We start from the raw sequence: 18,754 nt of genomic DNA on the forward strand, positions 1-18,754 counted from the left end.
GAACCAATTGCGCTGAATGTTGGCCTTTCATCGCAGGCGACTGTCGCCTTTCCATCCATGCCTGCGGCGTATGGCGCACCGGGTGTGAGGGTTCACGCGGGGCCTGTTTCCCCGGCACCACTCCACGCAGTGATTCAACCCCCTGAGTCACCCTGTCTTTACGGGCTGCGACACGGCGCGTTAGCCTGCATGCTCAACAGCTTGGCTTCCCGCGTCATGCGGGAAAGGGGTCCCGACGATGCCGTTCACCCTCCCTCCGCGCTACGGGCTGTACGAGCCGGAGACCGAGCACGACGCCTGCGGCGTGGGGTTCGTGGCCCACATCCGGGGGCAGCGTTCGCGGGGCATCGTGGAGGACGCGCTGGAGCTGCTCAACCGGCTGAGCCACCGCGCCGCCGCGGGGCGGGACCCGGAGACGGGCGACGGCGCCGGCATCCTGGTCCAACTGCCGCACCGCTTCTTCACCCATGAAGCGCCCAGGCTGGGCTTCGAGCTGCCGCCGCGCCGTCAGTACGGTGTTGCTCAGGTGTTCCTGCCGCCGGAGCCGGAGGCGCGCCGCGCGTGCGAGGCGCTGTTCGAGGACGTGGTGGAGGAGGAGGGGCAGCGGCTGCTCGGCTGGCGTGACGTGCCGGTGGCGCCCGAGGAACTGGGCCCGCTCGCGCGCGAGGCGGCGCCGGTCATCCGGCAGCTCTTCATCGCGCGGCGTCGCGTGGTGCCCAGCGCCTTCGAGCGCAAGCTCTACCGCATCCGCAAGCTGGTGGAGAACCGCGTGCTGGCGCGCGGCGTGGACCCGCAGGGGCGCTTCCACGTGGCCAGCTGTTCGTCGGAGACGCTCATCTACAAGGGGCTCCTGCTGCCCCGGCAGCTGCCGCGCTTCTACGCGGACCTGCGGCACCCGGAGTTCGTCAGCGCGCTGGCGCTGGTGCACTCGCGCTTCTCCACCAACACCTTCCCCACGTGGGAGCTGGCGCAGCCGTTCCGCTTCATCGCGCACAACGGTGAAATCAATACACTGCGTGGCAACCGCAACTGGATGACGGCGCGGCGCGGGCTGCTCCAGACGGCGAAGCTGGGCGGCAGTCTGGAGCCGCTGTGGCCCATCATCGTCCCGGGCAAGAGCGACTCCGCGCAGTTCGACAACATGGTGGAGCTGCTCTACCTGGGCGGCCGCACCCTGCCCCACGCGATGATGATGATGATCCCCGAGGCGTGGGAGGGGAACAAGGAGATGGGCGACGAGCGCCGCGCCTTCTACGAGTACTCCGCGTCCCTGCTGGAGCCGTGGGACGGGCCCGCCGCCATCGCGTTCACGGACGGGCAGCTCATTGGCGCGACGTTGGACCGCAACGGCCTGCGCCCCGCGCGCTACCTGGTGACGGAGGACGACCGCATCATCCTGGCGTCGGAGACGGGCGTCATCGACGTGCCCCCGTCGCAGGTGCGCCGCAAGGGCCGCCTGACGCCGGGCCGCATGCTGCTGGTGGACACGACGGAGGGGCGCATCCTGGAGGACGAGGAGGTGAAGCGGGACATCACGTCGCGCTGGCCCTACCGCCGCTGGCTCCAGCGCAACGTCTTCACCTTCGAGGACCTGCCCGCCGTCCCCGCCCCCGCGCGGCTGAAGGGCGAGGCGCTGTGGCGGCTGCAGCGCGCGTTCGGCTACACGGACGAGGACGTGCGCACCACGCTGGTCCCCATGGCGGAGACGGGCAAGGAGCCCACGGGCTCCATGGGCACGGACACGCCGCTCGCGGTGCTGAGCGACCAGGCCCCCACCCTCTTCAACTACTTCCACCAGCTCTTCGCGCAGGTGACGAACCCGCCCATCGACCCGCTGCGCGAGGCGCTGGTGATGACGCTGGCCACCGCGCTGGGCCCGGAGGGCAACACCTTCGAGGAGACGCCGGAGCAGTGCCACCGGCTGTCCCTGCCCGGCCCCATCCTCACCAACGGGCAACTGGCGCGCCTGGCGAACCTGCGCGGCGACACGGGCCTCTTCGAGCCGCGCCCGTTGAGCCTGCTGTACCCGCACGCGGGCGGCGCGGCCACGGCGCTGGAGGTCGCGGTGGAGCGGCTGTGCACGGCGGCGGTGGACGCCGTGGACGCGGGCGCGAGCATCCTCGTGTTGAGCGACCGGGGCGTGGACTCCGCGCACGCGGCGATTCCGGCGCTGCTGGCCGTGTCCGCGGTGCACCAGCGGCTGGTGCGCGACGGCACGCGCATGTACACGGGCATCGTGCTGGAGACGGCGGAGGCGCGCGAGGTGCACCACTTCGCGTGCCTGTTCGCCTACGGCGTGTCCGCGGTGAACCCGTACCTGGCGCTGGACAGCTTGCGCGCGCTGGCGGACGCGGGGGAGCTGAAGGCGGACGCGGACAAGGCGCAGGCGCAGTACCTCCACGGCCTGGAGGAGGGCCTGCTCAAGGTGATGTCCAAGATGGGCATCTCCACGCTCCAGTCGTACCGCGGCTCGCAGCTCTTCGAGGCGGTGGGCCTGCAGCGAAGCCTCATCGAGAAGCACTTCACCGGCACGTCCTCGCGCGTGGAGGGCGTGGGCCTGCCGGAGCTGGGCCGCGAGGTGGCGGAGCGGCACGCGCGCGGCTTCGGCCCCGGGGCGGACGGCGAGGAGAGCCTGTTGCCGGTGGGCGGGCAGTTCCGCTGGCGCCGGCAGGGCGAGCGGCACAAGTGGAACCCCGCCACGGTGGCGAAGCTCCAGGCGGCGGTGCGCGCGAACGACGCGGCGCAGTTCCAGGAGTACTCGAAGCTGGCGGATGACGAGACGCGCGAGCACAGCAACCTGCGCGGCCTGCTGGACGTGGTGACGGAGGGCTGCACGCCGGTGCCCCTGGAGGAGGTGGAGCCCGCGCTGGAGCTGGCGCGGCGGTTCGTCACCGGCGCCATGTCCTTCGGTTCCATCAGCGCGGAGGCGCACGAGACGCTGGCCATCGCGATGAACCGGCTGGGCGGCAGGTCCAACAGCGGCGAGGGCGGCGAGGAGTCCCGCCGCTACACGAAGGACGCGAACGGCGACTCGCGCCGCAGCGCCATCAAGCAGGTGGCCAGCGCGCGCTTCGGCGTCACCGCCGAGTACCTGGTCAACGCGGACGAGCTTCAAATCAAGATGGCCCAGGGTGCCAAGCCCGGCGAGGGCGGCCAGCTTCCGGGCCACAAGGTGGACGAGCGGATTGCCCGCGTGCGCTGGAGCACGCCGGGCGTGACGCTGATTTCTCCGCCGCCGCACCACGACATCTACTCCATCGAGGACCTGGCGCAGCTCATCTACGACCTCCAGTCCGTCAACGCGAAGGCGCGCGTGAGCGTGAAGCTGGTGAGCGAGGTGGGCGTGGGCACCATCGCGGCGGGAGTCGCCAAGGCCGGCGCGGGCTGCGTGGTGGTGGCGGGCTACGAGGGCGGCACGGGCGCCTCTCCCCTCTCCAGCCTCCAGCACGCGGGCCTGCCGTGGGAGCTGGGGCTGGCGGAGACGCAGCAGGTGCTGGTGCATAACGGCCTGCGCTCGCGCATCCGCGTGCAGGTGGACGGCGGCCTGCGCACCGCGCGCGACGTGCTGGTGGCGGCGCTCTTGGGCGCGGAGGAGTTCGGACTGGCCACGGCGAGCCTCGTGTCCGTGGGCTGCATCATGCTGCGCAAGTGCCACCTCAACACCTGCTCGGCGGGCATCGCCACGCAGGACCCGGCGCTGCGCGAGCGCTACCAGGGCACGCCCGAGAACGTCGTGAGCTTCTTCCTGCTGCTGGCGGAGGACCTGCGCCGGCACATGGCGAAGCTGGGCGCGCGCAAGCTGGATGAGCTGGTGGGCCGCGTGGACCTGCTGCGCCAGCGCGCGGCGGTGGACCACTGGAAGGCGCGCAAGGTGGACCTGTCCTCGCTGCTCACCGCGGCGGCCGCGCCGGCCACCGAGCCGCGCCACTGCCAGACGCCGCACCGCAAGGATGTGTCGGACCACCTGGACCACGAGCTGCTGTCGAAGGCGCAGTCCGTGCTCGCGGGCGGGCCGCCGCTGATGCTGTCCCTGCCGGTGGCGAACACGCACCGCGCGGTGGGCGCCATGCTGTCCGGTGAGATTGCCCGCCGCCACGGCGCGCAGGGGCTGCCGGACGGCAAGCTGCGGGTGAAGCTGAAGGGCTCCGCGGGCCAGAGCTTCGGCGCGTTCCTCGCGGCGGGCGTCACGCTGGAGCTGGAGGGCGACACCAACGACTACCTGGGCAAGGGGCTGTCCGGCGGACGCATCATCGTCTATCCGCCGGAGGGCAGCCGCTTCTCCCCCGAGGAGAACGTGCTCGTCGGCAACACGGTGCTCTACGGCGCCACGGCCGGCGAGGTGTACCTGCGGGGCCTCGCGGGCGAGCGCTTCGCGGTGCGCAACAGCGGCGCGCAGGCGGTGGTGGAGGGCGTGGGCGACCACGGCTGCGAGTACATGACGGGCGGCGTGGTGGTGGTGCTGGGCCAGACGGGCCGCAACTTCGCGGCCGGCATGAGCGGCGGCACCGCGTACGTGCTGGACCGCGAGCGCACCTTCCGCGAGCGCTGCAACCTGGAGATGGTGGAGCTGGAGTCGCTGGTGGACGAGTCGGAGATCTGGCTCGTGCACGGGATGATTGAACGCCACCTGCACCACACCGGCAGCGCGCTGGCGCGGCGGGTCTTGGACAACTGGGAGCTGATGGTGCCGCAGTTCATGAAGGTGATGCCGTCCGACTACAAGCGGGTGCTCCAGGCGCGCCGCGCGGCGCGCAGGCCGCCACCGGCCGCGGGCGTGCAGCAGCTCCACGTCGTCGGCGGGGGGGCCTGAACCATGGGCAAGCCCACGGGTTTCATGGAGTGGCAGCGCGTCCCCGCCCCCAAGCGGGACAAGGCGGAGCGCCTGGAGGACTGGCGCGAGCTGCACCTGCCGCTGGCGGCGGACGAGGCGAAGCGGCAGGCGGGGCGCTGCATGGACTGCGGCATCCCCTTCTGCCACCAGGGCTGTCCCCTGGGGAACCTCATCCCGGACTTCAACGACGCGGTGTACCGGGGCCAGTGGAAGGAGGCGTACCAGGTGCTCAGCCGCACCAACACCTTCCCGGAGTTCACCGGACGGCTGTGCCCCGCGCCGTGCGAGGCCGCGTGCGTGCTGGCCATCGACCGCGACGCGGTCACCATCGAGCAGATGGAGAAGGAGATCTCCGAGCGCGCCTTCGCGGAGGGCTGGGTGAAGCCGAAGCCTCCGGCGCGGCGCTCGGGCAAGCGCGTGGCCGTGGTGGGCTCCGGCCCCGCGGGCCTGGCGGCGGCGGCGCAGCTCAATGCCGCGGGGCACAGCGTGACGGTGTACGAGAAGGACGCTCGCGCCGGAGGCCTGCTGCGCTACGGCATCCCGGACTTCAAGCTGGAGAAGTCGGTGCTGGACCGCCGCATCGCGCTGATGGAGGCGGAGGGCATCGTCTTCCGCACCGGCGAGGACGTGTCCGTGACGCCGGGCTGGCGCGCGCTGCGCGAGCAGTACGACGGCGTGGTGCTGGCCATGGGCGCGCGCAAGGCCCGCGAGCTGGACGTGCCGGGCCGCGAGCTGTCCGGCGTGGTGCAGGCCATGGACTACCTGGAGCACCAGAACCGGGTGGTGACGGCGGGAGCGGCACCGGACGCGCGCCTGGAGGCGCAAGGAAAGCGCGTCATCATCCTGGGCGGCGGCGACACGGGCTCGGACTGCCTGGGCACGGCGCTGCGCCAGGGCGCGGTGAACGTGATGCAGGTGGAGCTGCTCCCCGCGCCGCCGCAGGTGCGCGCGAAGGAGAACCCGTGGCCGCGCTGGCCGCTGGTGTTCCGCACGTCGTCCAGCCAGGAGGAGGGCGGCGAGCGCGCCTTCGCGCTGATGACGAAGCGGCTGGAGGGCGAGGACGGCCAGCTCAAGCGGCTGCACGCGGTGCAGGTGGAGGTGCAGCGCGAGCCGGGCGGCGCGGTGAAGCTGGTGGAGGTGCCGGGCTCCGAGCAGGTCTTCGAGGTGGACCTGCTGGTGCTGGCCATGGGCTTCACCGGCCCCCGGACGGACCGGCTGGCGGAGGAGCTGGGCGTGGCGCTGTCGCCGCGCGGCACGGTGCGGGTGGACGCGAAGTTCGCCACCACCGCGGCGGGCGTGTACTGCGCGGGTGACGCGAGCCGGGGCGCGAGCCTCATCGTCTGGGCGCTCGCGGACGGCCGGGAGGCGGCGCGTGCGTTGGACTCCTGGTTGTCCGGCACCGCCTCCGTGCTGCCCACGCGCGGCCAGGACTGCGCGTTCTAGGCCCTGCGTCCCGTCAGTGGACGAAGGTCTCTGGCGGGCGCAGGAAGTTGAGCGGCAGGTCGCGCGGCTCCTTGGCGAAGCTGGCGCGCGACTCGAACAACCGCTTCACCGTCTCCATGTCGCGGATGGGGCCCACCTTGAACGAGGGCTCCTCCACGCTGCCCGCGATCCTGTCGAAGGGCACCACGCCCGCCAGCTCCTCCATGTGCGCCAGCAGGCCCGCGTCGAGCGCGAAGAACCGGCTGCACGTGCTGCAGCTGGCGATCTGGTAGAGCCGCTGCTGGCGTCGCGCCAGGTCCGCGAACGGCCACGATGCCACCGGGGCCCCGAACTGGGTGTCCGGCACGCTGAACATGAAGCCCACGCCTCCACCGGTGAGGAACTTCGAAGGCTTCGCAGGGATGCCGGACGTGGCGCTGATGTGCATGAAGGCATTGTTGCCGTTGGTGCCGTCCAGGGCGGTGTCCCCGAAGTGGCAGCCGTTGCAGGTGTTGCCGGAGAACTCCTTGCGCGCGCAGACCTGCGGAGCGTCACTCGGGTCCACGGCGAAAGCCTCCCAGTGGGTGGGCGGGTTCACTTGCGCGTGACCGCCCAGGAACGGGTTGCCGTTCACCTTGTGGGGCACCGTGAAGGAGGAGGTGCAAGCGCTGGGCACGATGGTCGGCGAGGAGGTGAGGCCGGGCAGGACGGTGTTCAGCACGGTGTGGTTCACGTCCGGGTCCACCTGGGTGTTGTGGGTGGCGTCGTTGGGCGTGAGCGCCACGGTGTGGGGCCGCAGCAGGCCATTGCTGGAAGTGGTGGTCCCGGCGTCGGGGTCCTCATCCGCCAGCTGGAACTCGCGCAGCTCCCACTTTCCACCGGGGGGCGCCAGGGCAATCTCGTTCGTGCGCAGCTGGTTGAGGGCGCTCCCGTTTCCCTTGGAGGGAGCCTTGTTGGCCAGGACGACGCTCTGGGTGATGGTCTCCAGCTTGGACAGGTAGGCCGCGTCGAAGCTCGAGTGGGTGCCCAGGTCGGCCCACTGCCGGGCATAGTCGATGACCTGCTGGCAGCCGACCCGCGGCACGCCGTACTCCACGATGGTGGTGAAGGGCTTGAGGCCACATGTCGCCTCGGAGCCACCGGGCACGCCCCAGAACTGGGGCTGGGTCACACCGAAGACGAAGCGCAGCTCGCCCGCGGTGGAGGTGCCGCCGTAGCCGCCCGTGTTGCCCGCCAGGTCGATGCGGTTGACGATGGCGAGCAGCCGGAAGGGCGCGATGTCCAGGTTCAGCTCACCGGCGATGCCCACCTGCCACTGGCCGCCGGCGTTCGAGAGGAAGGCGTCCCCGCCGCTGGCCAGGGCCCAGGGCCTGATGACCTGGTCGAACATCTCCTGCCGCCGCTGGGGCACGACGTCGCCGTTGATGGTCTGGTCATTGAGCCAGGTGGACAGCCACTTGAGGACGAACCTATCCGGCGTCACGTTCGGTCCCGCGTTCGTGGCCATCTGCCGCATGAGGTGCCCGAAGGTCCACACGCCGCCCCGCGTGCCCTGGTTGGTGCAGGGGTCCCAGGTGCGCGTGGGGTCCTGCACCACCTGCGGACTCCGGAGGAGCAGCGTCTTGTCCCAGAGCGCCTGGCTGCTCGGGGGACCCGCGGGACACCCGTCGATGAGCGTCATCCCTCCGTTGCGGAAGGCCTGGGCCTGGAACTCCAGCCCCTCGAAGCGGGCGGCCGGGTGGCGCCCGTTGAACAGGATGCGCTCCCGGGTGACCTCCCCGAACGCGCCCGACAGCAGCGCCTCCTCGCTCTGCGTCCGCTGATCCAGGGCTTCGTCCGTCACCTGGGAGAACAGGGTGAAGAACTCCGGGCCCGGGCTCTGCGGGATGACGCCCAGCTCCGCCAGCGCGTCGGAGCGGAACAACACCACGGGGTCGCTCGTGCTGCCCACGACGCGAACGAGGCTCTCGGACAGCTCCGCGTTGGCGGGCGGCGCCAGCTTCACGTGCACCGCCGCCGTCTCCTCCAGGGCCGTGGGCTGCTCCAGCTTCTGGGCGAAGACCCGCGCGACGGAAGCGCCCTCCACCAGGGGCAGGTCACCGAGACTGGAGCCCTGCTCCGCCCGTTGAGCGAGGGCTCCCGATGGTGCCTCCGTGGACTCCGTGGCCTTGGAGCAACCACTGACGGCCAGCAGGGCCCCCAATAGCCAGACCGAACGGCCCTTCCATCCCTTGCGCTGCTCGAACATGCCCACCCCGGCGTGAGGCCATCCTTCCCGGATGGCCGGCACGCACCCTGGGTACGAACCTCCGGAGCAGAAGTGGACACAGCCTTCACACGCCGAGTCAAAGTCAGACGCCACACAGGAATCCCTGGCATCTGACTGTTTTTCCATCCCGGGCCCGTCGGAATCCAGACATGGCCCCCATCCTGAAGGGCCATGCGCCGGACGTAAGGCTTCAGTGGACGCGGGCCGCGGGCGGCTGGAGGAAGTCGAGCGGCCGCTGCTGGAGCCGCGTCCTGAAGCCGGGGCGCAGCTCCAGGAGCTGCTTCACCACGCCCACGTCGCGGATGGGGCCCACCGTGAGCGCCGGGGCCAGCGCGCCGGGCGGCACGTCCAGGGGCACGCTCCCGGCGAGCGCCTCCATCCGGGACAGGTAGCCCGCATCCAGGTCGATGAACCAGCCGCACGAGGTGCAGCCGGCCAGCTCCTGGAGCCGCTGGTGCCGGCGCAGCAGGTCCGCGAACGGCCACGACGTCACCTCCGCCCCGAACTGCGCGTCCGGCACGACGAACATGAAGCCGCTGCCCCCGCCCGTCAGGAACTTCGACAGCCGCGCCGGGATGCCCGACGTGGGACTGACGTGCGTGAAGGCCGTGTTGTTCACGCCCGAGAAGTCATTGGTCCCCGTGTCCTTGAAGTGACAGCCATTGCAGGTGTTCACGGAGAACTCCTTGCGCGCGCAGACCTCCGTCGCGTCCGTGGGATCCACGGAGACGCCCGCCCAGTGCGTGGGCGGCGCCACCTGCGCGTTGGCGCCCACGAAGGCCCTCCCCTGGTGGTTGCGAGGCACGACGAAGCGAGCGGAGCACTGCGTGGGCACGACCACCGGCTGCTCGACGCCGTTCTTCACGAACGTGCGCACGAAGGCGTCCACGTCGGGATCCGTCCGGAAGTCGTGGGTCGCGTCATCGGGGGTCAGCGCCATCGTGTGCACGCGCAGACACCCGTTGGAGGGCGTGTCCTTGCCGGTGACGGGGTGCTCGTCCGCCAGCCGGAACTCCCGCAGCTCCCAGGGGAACCCCAGGGCGACCTCGTTGGTGCGAAGCTGGTTCAGCGCGTTCCCGTTGCCCTTGCCCGGAGCGCGGCCTCGCTGGACGACGCTCTCCGTCATCAAGGCGAGCCGCGCGCGGTAGGCCGCGTTGAAGGTGGTGTAGCTCCCCAGTCCGGTCCACTGCCGCGCCCAGGCGAGGACGGCCGGGCACCCTGCCCCCGGCACGCCGTATTCGAAGATGACGGTGAAGGGCTTGAGGTTGCAGGTCGCCTCCGTCCCGCCGCCCCACGGCGAGGGGCGCGTCAGCCCGAAGAGGAAGCGCAGCTCGCCCGGGTTGGACTGCCGGCCGGGGTCCTCCGCGTTGCCGCCCAGGTCGATGCGGTTGACGATGGCGAGCAGCCGGAAGGGCGCGATGTCCAGGTTCAGCGGCTTGCTGAGCACCACCTCCCAGCGGCCCGTGGAGGCATTGAGCTGGAGGGACGAGGTCGCGCCGCTGGCGGCGGCCCAGGGGGCAATCACCTCGTCATACATCTTGCGGCGCGCGGGCACCGTGTCGCCGTTCGACTGGAAGTCATTGAGCCAGAGCGACAGCCAGTTGAGCACGAAGGCCTCGGGCCTGGAGCCGGACCCCTGGGCCATCTCCCGCATGAGGTACGCGAAGGTCCACACGCCGCCCTTGGTCCCCGCGCCGGTGCACGGGTCCCAGGTGCGCGCCGGGTCGAGCACCACGGCCGGGTCGCGGATCATCAGCGTCCGCTCCCACCAGGCCTGGGTGGAGGCCGGCACCTGGGGGCAGGTCATGAACGGCATCAGCGCGCCCTGCGCGAAAGCGTCGGGGTCCACGGACAGCCCCTCGTAACGGGCGGCCGGGTGGCGGCCGTTGAACAGGACGGTCTCCCGGGTGGGCGTCCCGAACTCGCCCGACGCCATCCGGCGCTCGTTCTCCCTGCGCTGGTGCAGCTCCGAGTCCGGCAGCTGCGAGAAGAGCGTGAAGAACTCCGGGCCGGGGCTCTCTGGAATCACGCCCAGCCGGACCAGCGTGTCGGAGCGGAACAGGACCGTGGGCCGCGCCGGGTCCCCCACCACGCGCACCAGGCTGTCCGTCAGCAGCCGGTTGGCCGGGGGCGGCAGCTTCACGTGCACGGCGGTCGTCTCTCCCAGGGCCGTGGGATGCTCCAGCTTCTGGGCGAACACCTCGGCGACCGACAGGCTCGGCACGAAGGGCAGCTCGCCGATGCTGGAGATGGTGCCCCCCGGGCCAGCTTGCGCCTCGTCCTGGGCCTCCTGCGACGGCGGCGCTTGCGAGGGCGCCGGCTCCTTCGCGCATCCGCTGACCGCCAGCACGGCTCCCAATAAAGCGATTCTCAATTCCTTGCATTCAAGTGACATACAGCTCCCCCGGCGAAGCCAGCCTCATCCAGCCATGGATGGCATTGCCTCAACGCCGTGGGCGCGCGTGCATGAACAAGCGTCCGATACCGGGCCCGCCTCCGTCACTCCCCGGACAGCGGGCTGCCCGCGCGAATGATCCGCGAGGGCCCGGCCCATCCCGTTCCCGACAGCATCCCGGCCTCGCGGGGTCCACACGCTTGGGGCGCGGGCGGCGTGGGCACCGCGAGCGCCACGGTGGGGATCTCGCCCACGGTCTCTCCGTGCTGGCTCAGGTCCAGGCCCAGCTCCTCCTGCTCCGGGGTGACGCGCAGCGGGACGATGCGGTCCACGAGCTTGTAGAGCAGGTAAGAGCCCACGAAGGAGAAGACGGACACGACGACCAGCGCCAGCAGGTGCATGAGGAAGGTGCGCGTGGTGCCGTAGAGCAGGCCCACGTCCTTGGCGAGCACGCCGGTGAGCACCATGCCGACGATGCCGCCCAGGCCGTGGCAGGGGAACACGTCGAGCGTGTCGTCCAGCGCGGTGCGGCTCTTGAAGTGCACGGCGGCGTTGCTGACGAAGCTGGCGACCAGGCCCACCAGGATGCTCTGCCCCACGGTGATGAAGCCCGCGGCGGGCGTGACGGCGACCAGGCCCACCACCGCGCCCACGCAGGCGCCCATGGCGCTGGGCTTGCGGCCGCGCAGCCAGTCAAAGGCGATCCACCCGAGCATCGCGGCGGCGGAGGCCGTGTTGGTGGTGGCGAACGCCAGCGTGGCCAGCGACGAGGCGGACAGCGCGGAGCCCGCGTTGAAGCCGAACCAGCCGAACCACAGCATGCCCGTGCCGAGCATCACGAAGGGCACGTTGGCGGGCGCGTGCGTGGCATGCGTCAGGTGCACCTGGCGGCGGCCCAGGACGATGGCGCCCGCGAGCGCTGCGAGCCCCGCGGACATGTGCACCACGGTGCCGCCCGCGAAGTCGAGCACTCCCCATTGGCGCAGGAAGCCCTCCGGGTGCCACGTCCAGTGGGCCAGCGGCGCGTAGATGAAGAGGCTGAAGAGCACCATGAAGAGCAGGTACGCCTTGAAGCGCACGCGCTCCGCGAACGCGCCGGTGATGAGCGCCGGGGTGATGATGGCGAACTTGAGCTGGAAGAGCGCGAAGAGCAGCAGCGGCACCGTGGGCGCCAGGTCCGGGTGCGTCTCACCGCCCACGCCGCTGAACATGAAGAAGGTGCGCGGGTCGCCGATGAAGCCGTGGAAGCTGTCGCCGAAGCACAGGCTGAAGCCCACCACGACCCACAGCACGCTGATGACGGCCATGGCGATGAAGCTCTGCATCAGCGTGGAGACCACGTTCTTCAGCCGCACCATGCCGCCGTAGAAGAACGACAGGCCGGGCGTCATCAGCAGCACCAGCGCCGTGGCGGTGAGCAGCCACGCGGTGTCCGCCGCGTTGATGGGGCCGCCCTGCTTCACCTGCGCCGCCGGGGTCACCAGCAGGCCCGCCACCCCCACCGCCACCAGCAGGACCATCGCCATCCACTTCTGCATCGCCGCACCTCTCCAGAGAGCTGACGCAACGCAGTGTAGGTCCAGATACGGATATTTTCAATCCACCGGAGCCTAGACTCACGCAGATTAAGCCTAAATTGGACTCCAGAAAGCCCAGAACCTCGGTGTCTCATGGTTCCTGGCCGGTCAGTCCTCGGAGTCGTCGGTCCCGAGTTCCTCAGGAAGCGGGTTGTTCATCAGGGTGAGCCGCCCGGGGAGCTGGACCACGAGGAAGCCCTTGCCGTCGATGCGGATCTGCATGCGGTGGAGGGCCTCACCCGTTTTGAGCCAGGCCTCCGCTTCATCCCGGGTCGCGAAGTCCCGCTCGACCTTGATCTTGAAGTTGGGGTCGAGGCGTTCGCGGTAGTAGTGCTCGAAGTCCTCCAGCTTGTCCGTTTGCTGGACGTAGAGCAGACAGAAGACGGCGGTTTCAAACGCCTTCCACTCCCGAGAGCCCTCCGTTTCGCGCTGCATCGCGGTCCCGAGGACTTCAAGGATGTCCTCCACATTGATTTCCGGATGCTTGCTCACGGCTACACCTCATCGCTCAGATATGGCTGACGACGTAGGTCTTCCGCTCGGGACGCCAGGTGTGCCCGCATGCGGAAGCCATCATCACCACGAGGACGATGACACGGGAGTTCATGCCGGGAACTCCACCAACGAATCCTGCACGCCTTCAATGCGCCGCGGGACTCTGTCCTGCGCCGCTCAGGTCACCTGCGCGAGCGGTCCATCGACTTCCACGTCCTGACCGCTACCTCCTGTCCAGGATGCGTCCCTGCCCATCGATCGCGTAGACGGCGCCTCCATCCAGGATGGGCTCATTCAGGCCACAGCGCGAAGGGTTCGGAGAGAACCACACGAAGAACAGGTCGTCTCCGGATTGGAGGACATGGGTGTTGTAGGAGCTTCGCTTTGAAAGGCACTGCGCCATGCGCTTGTCGGACTCCCGAGTCTGGAGCTCCGACCCCGGAGGCAGGAACTCGTTCATCGCGACCTCGAGGGCGGTCATCATGGGGCCCTCCAGGTGAACACCTTCCTTGAAGGAGTTCGGGAACACCACGGCGGCTGCCTCTTCGGGAGGTGCCCACACGGCCTTCTGGACCTTGTGATACCCGAGCAGCGAGCACCCGGTCAGTGGAACGCAGAGCAGGGCAATCCCCATGGACGTCTTCATCGCGAACCCTCCCTGCGCACGACTACGGCAACCATGACTGCCCCTCGAACAGGTCGAAGCTGAAGTCCCCCGCCGTTCCAGATGCCTTCCCGATGGGGATCCATCTTCCACCTCTCAGTGCCGACACGACCCGGGACGAATAGTTGTAGTCGTACGCAAGGCATCCGCCATTCCGGGGACCATAGAAGAGCAGCAGCTCGTGCTCCCAGACTTGTCCACGAAACGAGCGGAGCCCCAGGGCGACCATCCCGGCTCGTGGTTCGCGCCCATGTCCTCTCGGGAGAACTCCCAATTGTGGGGATGCGGATGCGCGGGGCCCAGGATGACGGGCTCGAGGGTGTTGGCATTCCTGAGCGCCAGCGGCACCTTGCAGTACTTCCTGCCCCCAGGCCCGTCCCCGCCCAGGTCCGAGAAGTAGCTGAGGAAGTAGGCCTCGGCTTGGGGGGAGTATTACCAGAGCGCGCAGTACTCCTTGCCCTGCCGGCCATGCAGGGTCGATGCGCCGGGCATCTGGATCATCCGCTCACAGGCGGTTTGAGCCAGCTCCTCGCGCGTCTTGAAGGGACCCGCCAGGGGCCCGTCGACCTCGTACATGCCATTGGCGAGCTGGCGGACACGGATGTCCGGATGCGGCGCCGAACATCCCAGCGCCACGAACAACACCATCCAGTACAGGTTCGTTGGCATCCACGGTCCCGCGACAAGGTGACCGCGGATGCCTATCAAACCACGCGTGCGCGACTCCAGCGCAGGGGTCAGTTCACCTGCGCGAGCGGTCCATCGACTTCCGCGTCTTCGTTCTCCGGCGCTTCCTCCACCGCGTCCACGCCCTGCGGGATTCCATCCACGTAGGTGACGACGTTGTTCGGTAGCGCGGCCACTCGCGGGCCGGGCGTCACCACGCCCGTGAGGTTCAGCGGATCCACTCCGGACAGCTGGATGCGCACGCCGGACGGGGCCGCGCGCCTCACTGCTCGCGCCATGTCCACCGCTTCCGGTAGCGCGAACTGCTCACCCACGAAGCCCGACACGAAGCGGCCGCCTCGCAGCTCGCCTCGCGCTTCCATGCGCCGGTAGACGAACAGCAGGTCCCGCCACGTGGGCGCCAGCGACTCGCGCATCACCAGGTCCCGCCAGACGATGCCGTAGCGCTGGAGGAACAGCTTCGCCAGCGACTCCGTCACCTCCTCCTGAGACTTCGGCTCCGACGGCGCCAGCAGGGTCCAGCGGCCCGGGCCGCCCCGGTTGAGCAGCTTCTGCCGCTTGCGGTGCGCCGGACTCTGCAGGATGCGCAGGTTCTGCACCGCGTCCGCCGTCACCAGCCCCTTCGCCACCAGCTCCCACAGCGCGTCCTCCACCTCCGCCGGCAGCCGCCGCGCCCGCGTCACCAGGTCCTGGAAGAAGCACGCGCCCCGCCGCTCCAGCACGCCCACCACGTCCTTCGCCGCCGCGCTCAGGTCCGGCGGCGTCCACACGCCACCATCCGCCAGCACCGCGTGCGGACGCGCCGCCGCCAGCATCCACTCCAGGTCCTCGCGCACCGTGAACGTCAACGGCGCGTTGCGCGTGGGCGACGACCGCTTCACCACCACCGGCTCCGGCGGCTCCACCGGCGCACCCCGGCGCGGCCCCGCGGGCTTCGGCGGATCCTTCAGCGTCACCCGCCCCCACGCCACCTCGCCCGCGTAGCACGCGCGCTCCATCAAGTCCGGCGTGTAGCCCCGCATGCGCGCGGGCAACAGGAAGCGCTCCCACGCGGAGGCCGGCGCCTCGTACCCCTGCAGCAGCCGCACCGCCTTGAGCAACCCCGTGGAGCCGCGCAGCGCGTCCACGTCTTCCAGGTGGTGCCACCGGAAGAGGAAGCGCATGAAGTCCTGCGGGCTCAGCGGCTCAATCTCGCGGCGCAGCCGCCCCACCGTCAGCCGGTGGATGCGCTGGAGCAGCCGCCGGTCACACCACTCCAGCACCGGGCTTCCGTCCGCGTCTTGCGCGACCGGCACATCCTCCCGCGCCCGGAACTGGCCACGCAGCACGCTGCCCTGGCTCTCCAGGTTGTGCAGCGCCAGGTTGATGTCGTCCGGATCCAGGAGCGTCAGCCGCGCCAGCTCCGTCACCGTGGTGGGCCCCACCAGCTCCATCCGTCCGCGCACCACCTGGAGCACCGCCGCGTCGCGCTCCACCGGCCGGTCGTACTCCAGCACCGGCAGCACCGGCTGCGTCACCGCGTCCGGGAAGAGCGCGCGCACCGCGTTGCCCCGCTCCGCCGACACCAGGAACCGCCCGCCCTGCCGCTCCAGCCACGCCACGCGGCCCTGCTTGAAGAGCCCTGCCTCCAACCCTCGCGGGACCTCCGACGCGCGCACCAGCACCAACTGCAACAGCGCGTCGTGCAGCTCGTCCTCGTCGCGCATCGGCTGCGCGGCGTCCTCCACCACCTGCCGGATGGCGTTCGCGTCCAGCGCGCCGAACGCCGCCGCGTCCTCGGCCGGCATCGCGCGGCGCAGGGCCACGTTGCGCACGCGGCGCTCCTCGGCCGGCGCGTCGTCCAGGAAGGTGTAGGGCTGGCTGTTGATGAGCGCGTGCGCGAAGACGCTCGGCTCCGGCACGTCGCGCGCGACCAACTGGATGCGCCCGTCCTTCATGCGGCGGAGCACCTCGCGCAGCCCGTCGATGTCCATCGCCTCGCGCAGACAGTCATCCATCGTCTGCTTCACCAGCGGATGGTCCGGCAGCTCCACGTCGCCGCCGCCGTGGTTGTCCTGGCAGCCCACCTGCGCGGGGAACACCGCCGCCAGCAGGTCCTCGCTGCGCGCGCGCTGGAGGTTCGGCGCCACGCGCTTGCCGCCCATCATCCGGTGCAGCGTCAGCGCCCGCGACGCCACCCACCGGAAGCGCGTGCCGAAGATGGGCGCCTGGAGGATGGCCTGCACCAGCACCTCCTCCACGTTGTCCGGGTGCAGGAAGTCGAAGATGTCCGCCAGGGGGAACGAGTGCTGCTCGCCCAGGCTCAGGAGGATGCCGTCCTCCGTGGCCGCCGCCTGCAACTCGAAGTCGAACGAGCGGCAGAAGCGCTTGCGCAGCGCCATGCCCCACGCGCGGTTGATGCGGCTGCCGAACGGCGCGTGGATGATGAGCTGCATGCCGCCCGCCTCGTCGAAGAAGCGCTCGGCGACAACCTGCGTGTGGCTGGGCACCACGTCGCCCAGCATCTTCTTGCCCAGCCGCAGGTAGCCCAGGAGCGCGTCCACCGCGGGCGGCGGCACGCGCAGGAGCTTCTCCAGGAAGCCCGCCGGGTCGTCGTGGCGCAAGAGTTCCTCGCGCAGCCGGCCCACCTGGAGGCTCAGCTCGTCCGTGCGGCCCGGCGCCTCGCCGCGCCAGAAGGGCACGTTGGGCGGAGCGCCCCTCGCGTCCTCCACCATCACCGTGCTGCCCACGACGCGCTGGATGCGCCACGCGGTGCTGCCCAGCAGGAAGATGTCCCCCGGCGAGGACTCCACCGCGAAGTCCTCGTCCAGCGTGCCCACCACCTTGCCTTCCGGCTGCGCGGTGACGCTGAAGTTGAACGTGTCCGGGATGGCGCCGCCGTTGGTGAGCGCGGTGATGCGCACGCCCCGGCGGCCCTTGAGCCGCTGGTTCACGCGGTCGCGGTGCAGGTGGATGCTGCCCCGGCCGCGCCGCTCGGAGACGCCTTCCGACAGCATCTCCAGCACCTGCTGGTACTCCTCCCAGGTGAGGTCCTGGTACGGGTACGCGCGCTGGAAGACGCTGAAGAGGGCGCGCTCGTCCCACTCCTCGCAGGCGCACGCGGCGACAATCTGTTGCGCCAGCACGTCCAGCGGCTTCTTCGGGATGCGGACCGCGTCCAGGTCGCCCTCGCGCACGGCGTTGAGGAGCGCGACGCACTCCACCAATTCGTCGCGCGTCATCGCGAAGAGGATGCCCTTGGAGATGCCCGCCTTGTGGTGGCCGGCGCGGCCCACGCGCTGGAGCAGCACGGAGATGGCCTTGGTGGTGCCCAGCTGCACGACGAGGTCCACGTTGCCCACGTCGATGCCCAGCTCCAGCGACGCGGTGGCCACCATCACGCGCAGCTGGCCGGCCTTGAGGCGCTCTTCCGCGGACAGGCGCATCTCGCGGGACATGCTGCCGTGGTGCGCGGCCACCCACTGCTGGCCCAGGCGTTCTCCCAGGTCGTGCGCCACGCGCTCGGACATCTTGCGCGTGTTGACGAAGACGAGCGTGGTGCGGTGCTCGCTGGAGAGTTGGATCAGCCGGTCATAGACCTGGCCCCACATCTCGTGGCTGGCGATGGAGGACAGCTCCGCGTCCGGGATTTCGACCTTGAGGTCCCACGGGCGCTGGTGGCCCACCTCCACGCGCTTGCACTCGGTGAGGGAGGTGCCGGTGAGGAAGCCCGAGATGGCGTCCAGCGGCTTCTGCGTCGCGGACAGGCCCAGGAGCTGGGGGCGCACGTCGGTGAGGGCCTTGAGGCGCTCCATGGACAGCGCGAAGTGGCTGCCGCGCTTGTCGCGGGCGAGCGCGTGGATTTCGTCCACGATGACCGTGCGCACGTGGCGCAGGGTGGCGCGGGCGCGCTCGGCGGTGAGGTAGAGGTAGAGGGACTCCGGCGTGGTGATGAGGATGTGCGGCGGGCGGCGCACCATCTGGGCGCGCTCGCCGGCGGGGGTGTCGCCGGTGCGCACCTGCACGCGCAGGTGCTGGGGCTCGTAGCCCTCCTCGCGCGCCAGGGTCATCAGCTCCTCCAGCGGCTGGAGGAGGTTCTTCTGCACGTCGTTGCCCAGGGCCTTGAGGGGCGACACGTAGAGGACCTGGGTGCGGTCGGTCAGCGTGCCGTCGAGCGCCAGGCGGAACAGCGAGTCCAGCGCGGCGAGGAACGCCGTGAGCGTCTTGCCGCTGCCGGTGGGCGCGGCGATGAGGACGTCATGGCCCGCGTGGATGAGGGGCCAGCCCTCGATCTGAGGCCGGGTGGGCTCGCCCAGGCGCGAGGCGAACCAGCGCCGCACCACCGGATGGAAGGCGGCGAGCGCCGGATGGGCCGCGGACTCCGAGGAGAAGGCGAGGGCGATTTGAGGGGACATGGCGGGCTCCCAGCAGCCAG

The 18,754-nt window shown here is 70.3% G+C and carries 9 protein-coding genes; 2 read left to right on the top strand and 7 right to left on the bottom strand.

Going from position 1 to position 18,754, the window contains the following annotated elements; all coding sequences use genetic code 11:
* Positions 1-238: 238 nt before the first annotated feature.
* Positions 239-4,810 (top strand): glutamate synthase large subunit, encoded by a 4,572-nt coding sequence (gene gltB, locus JYK02_RS17205; protein ID WP_207052387.1) that lies wholly within the window; start codon positions 239-241, stop codon positions 4,808-4,810.
* Between the two features lie 3 nt (positions 4,811-4,813).
* The gene (locus JYK02_RS17210; RefSeq protein WP_207052388.1) at positions 4,814-6,274 is read left to right on the top strand and encodes a glutamate synthase subunit beta; all 1,461 of its coding nucleotides are present in this window, start codon (positions 4,814-4,816) and stop codon (positions 6,272-6,274) included.
* A gap of 13 nt (positions 6,275-6,287) precedes the next feature.
* Here the strand turns inward: JYK02_RS17210 and JYK02_RS17215 are convergent, their stop codons facing one another.
* The 7 genes from JYK02_RS17215 to JYK02_RS17245 form a co-directional block, all read right to left on the bottom strand.
* Positions 6,288-8,501 (bottom strand): hypothetical protein, encoded by a 2,214-nt coding sequence (locus JYK02_RS17215; protein ID WP_242589020.1) that lies wholly within the window; start codon positions 8,499-8,501, stop codon positions 6,288-6,290.
* Positions 8,502-8,712: 211 nt separating this feature from the next.
* Complete coding sequence (locus JYK02_RS17220) at positions 8,713-10,917, bottom strand: hypothetical protein (protein WP_207052390.1); 2,205 nt, start codon at positions 10,915-10,917, stop codon at positions 8,713-8,715.
* Positions 10,918-11,021: 104 nt separating this feature from the next.
* Positions 11,022-12,455 carry an ammonium transporter gene (locus JYK02_RS17225; protein ID WP_242588780.1) on the bottom strand — a complete coding sequence of 478 codons (1,434 nt, stop codon included), beginning with the start codon at positions 12,453-12,455 and terminating at the stop codon, positions 11,022-11,024.
* A gap of 147 nt (positions 12,456-12,602) precedes the next feature.
* Positions 12,603-12,986, bottom strand: coding sequence for a hypothetical protein (locus JYK02_RS17230; RefSeq protein ID WP_207052391.1), 384 nt, complete (start codon positions 12,984-12,986; stop codon positions 12,603-12,605).
* Between the two features lie 226 nt (positions 12,987-13,212).
* Complete coding sequence (locus JYK02_RS17235; protein WP_207052392.1) at positions 13,213-13,635, bottom strand: hypothetical protein; 423 nt, start codon at positions 13,633-13,635, stop codon at positions 13,213-13,215.
* Positions 13,636-14,085: 450 nt separating this feature from the next.
* Positions 14,086-14,322, bottom strand: a complete 237-nt coding sequence (locus JYK02_RS39685; RefSeq protein ID WP_242588781.1) for a hypothetical protein — start codon at positions 14,320-14,322, stop codon at positions 14,086-14,088.
* A 68-nt stretch (positions 14,323-14,390) separates the two neighbouring features.
* Entirely contained in the window at positions 14,391-18,734 is a 4,344-nt protein-coding gene (locus JYK02_RS17245) for a DEAD/DEAH box helicase (protein WP_207052393.1), read from the bottom strand.
* Between the last annotated feature and the right edge of the window lie 20 nt (positions 18,735-18,754).

The organism is Corallococcus macrosporus, from assembly GCF_017302985.1.
Lineage (GTDB): Bacteria > Myxococcota > Myxococcia > Myxococcales > Myxococcaceae > Corallococcus > Corallococcus macrosporus_A.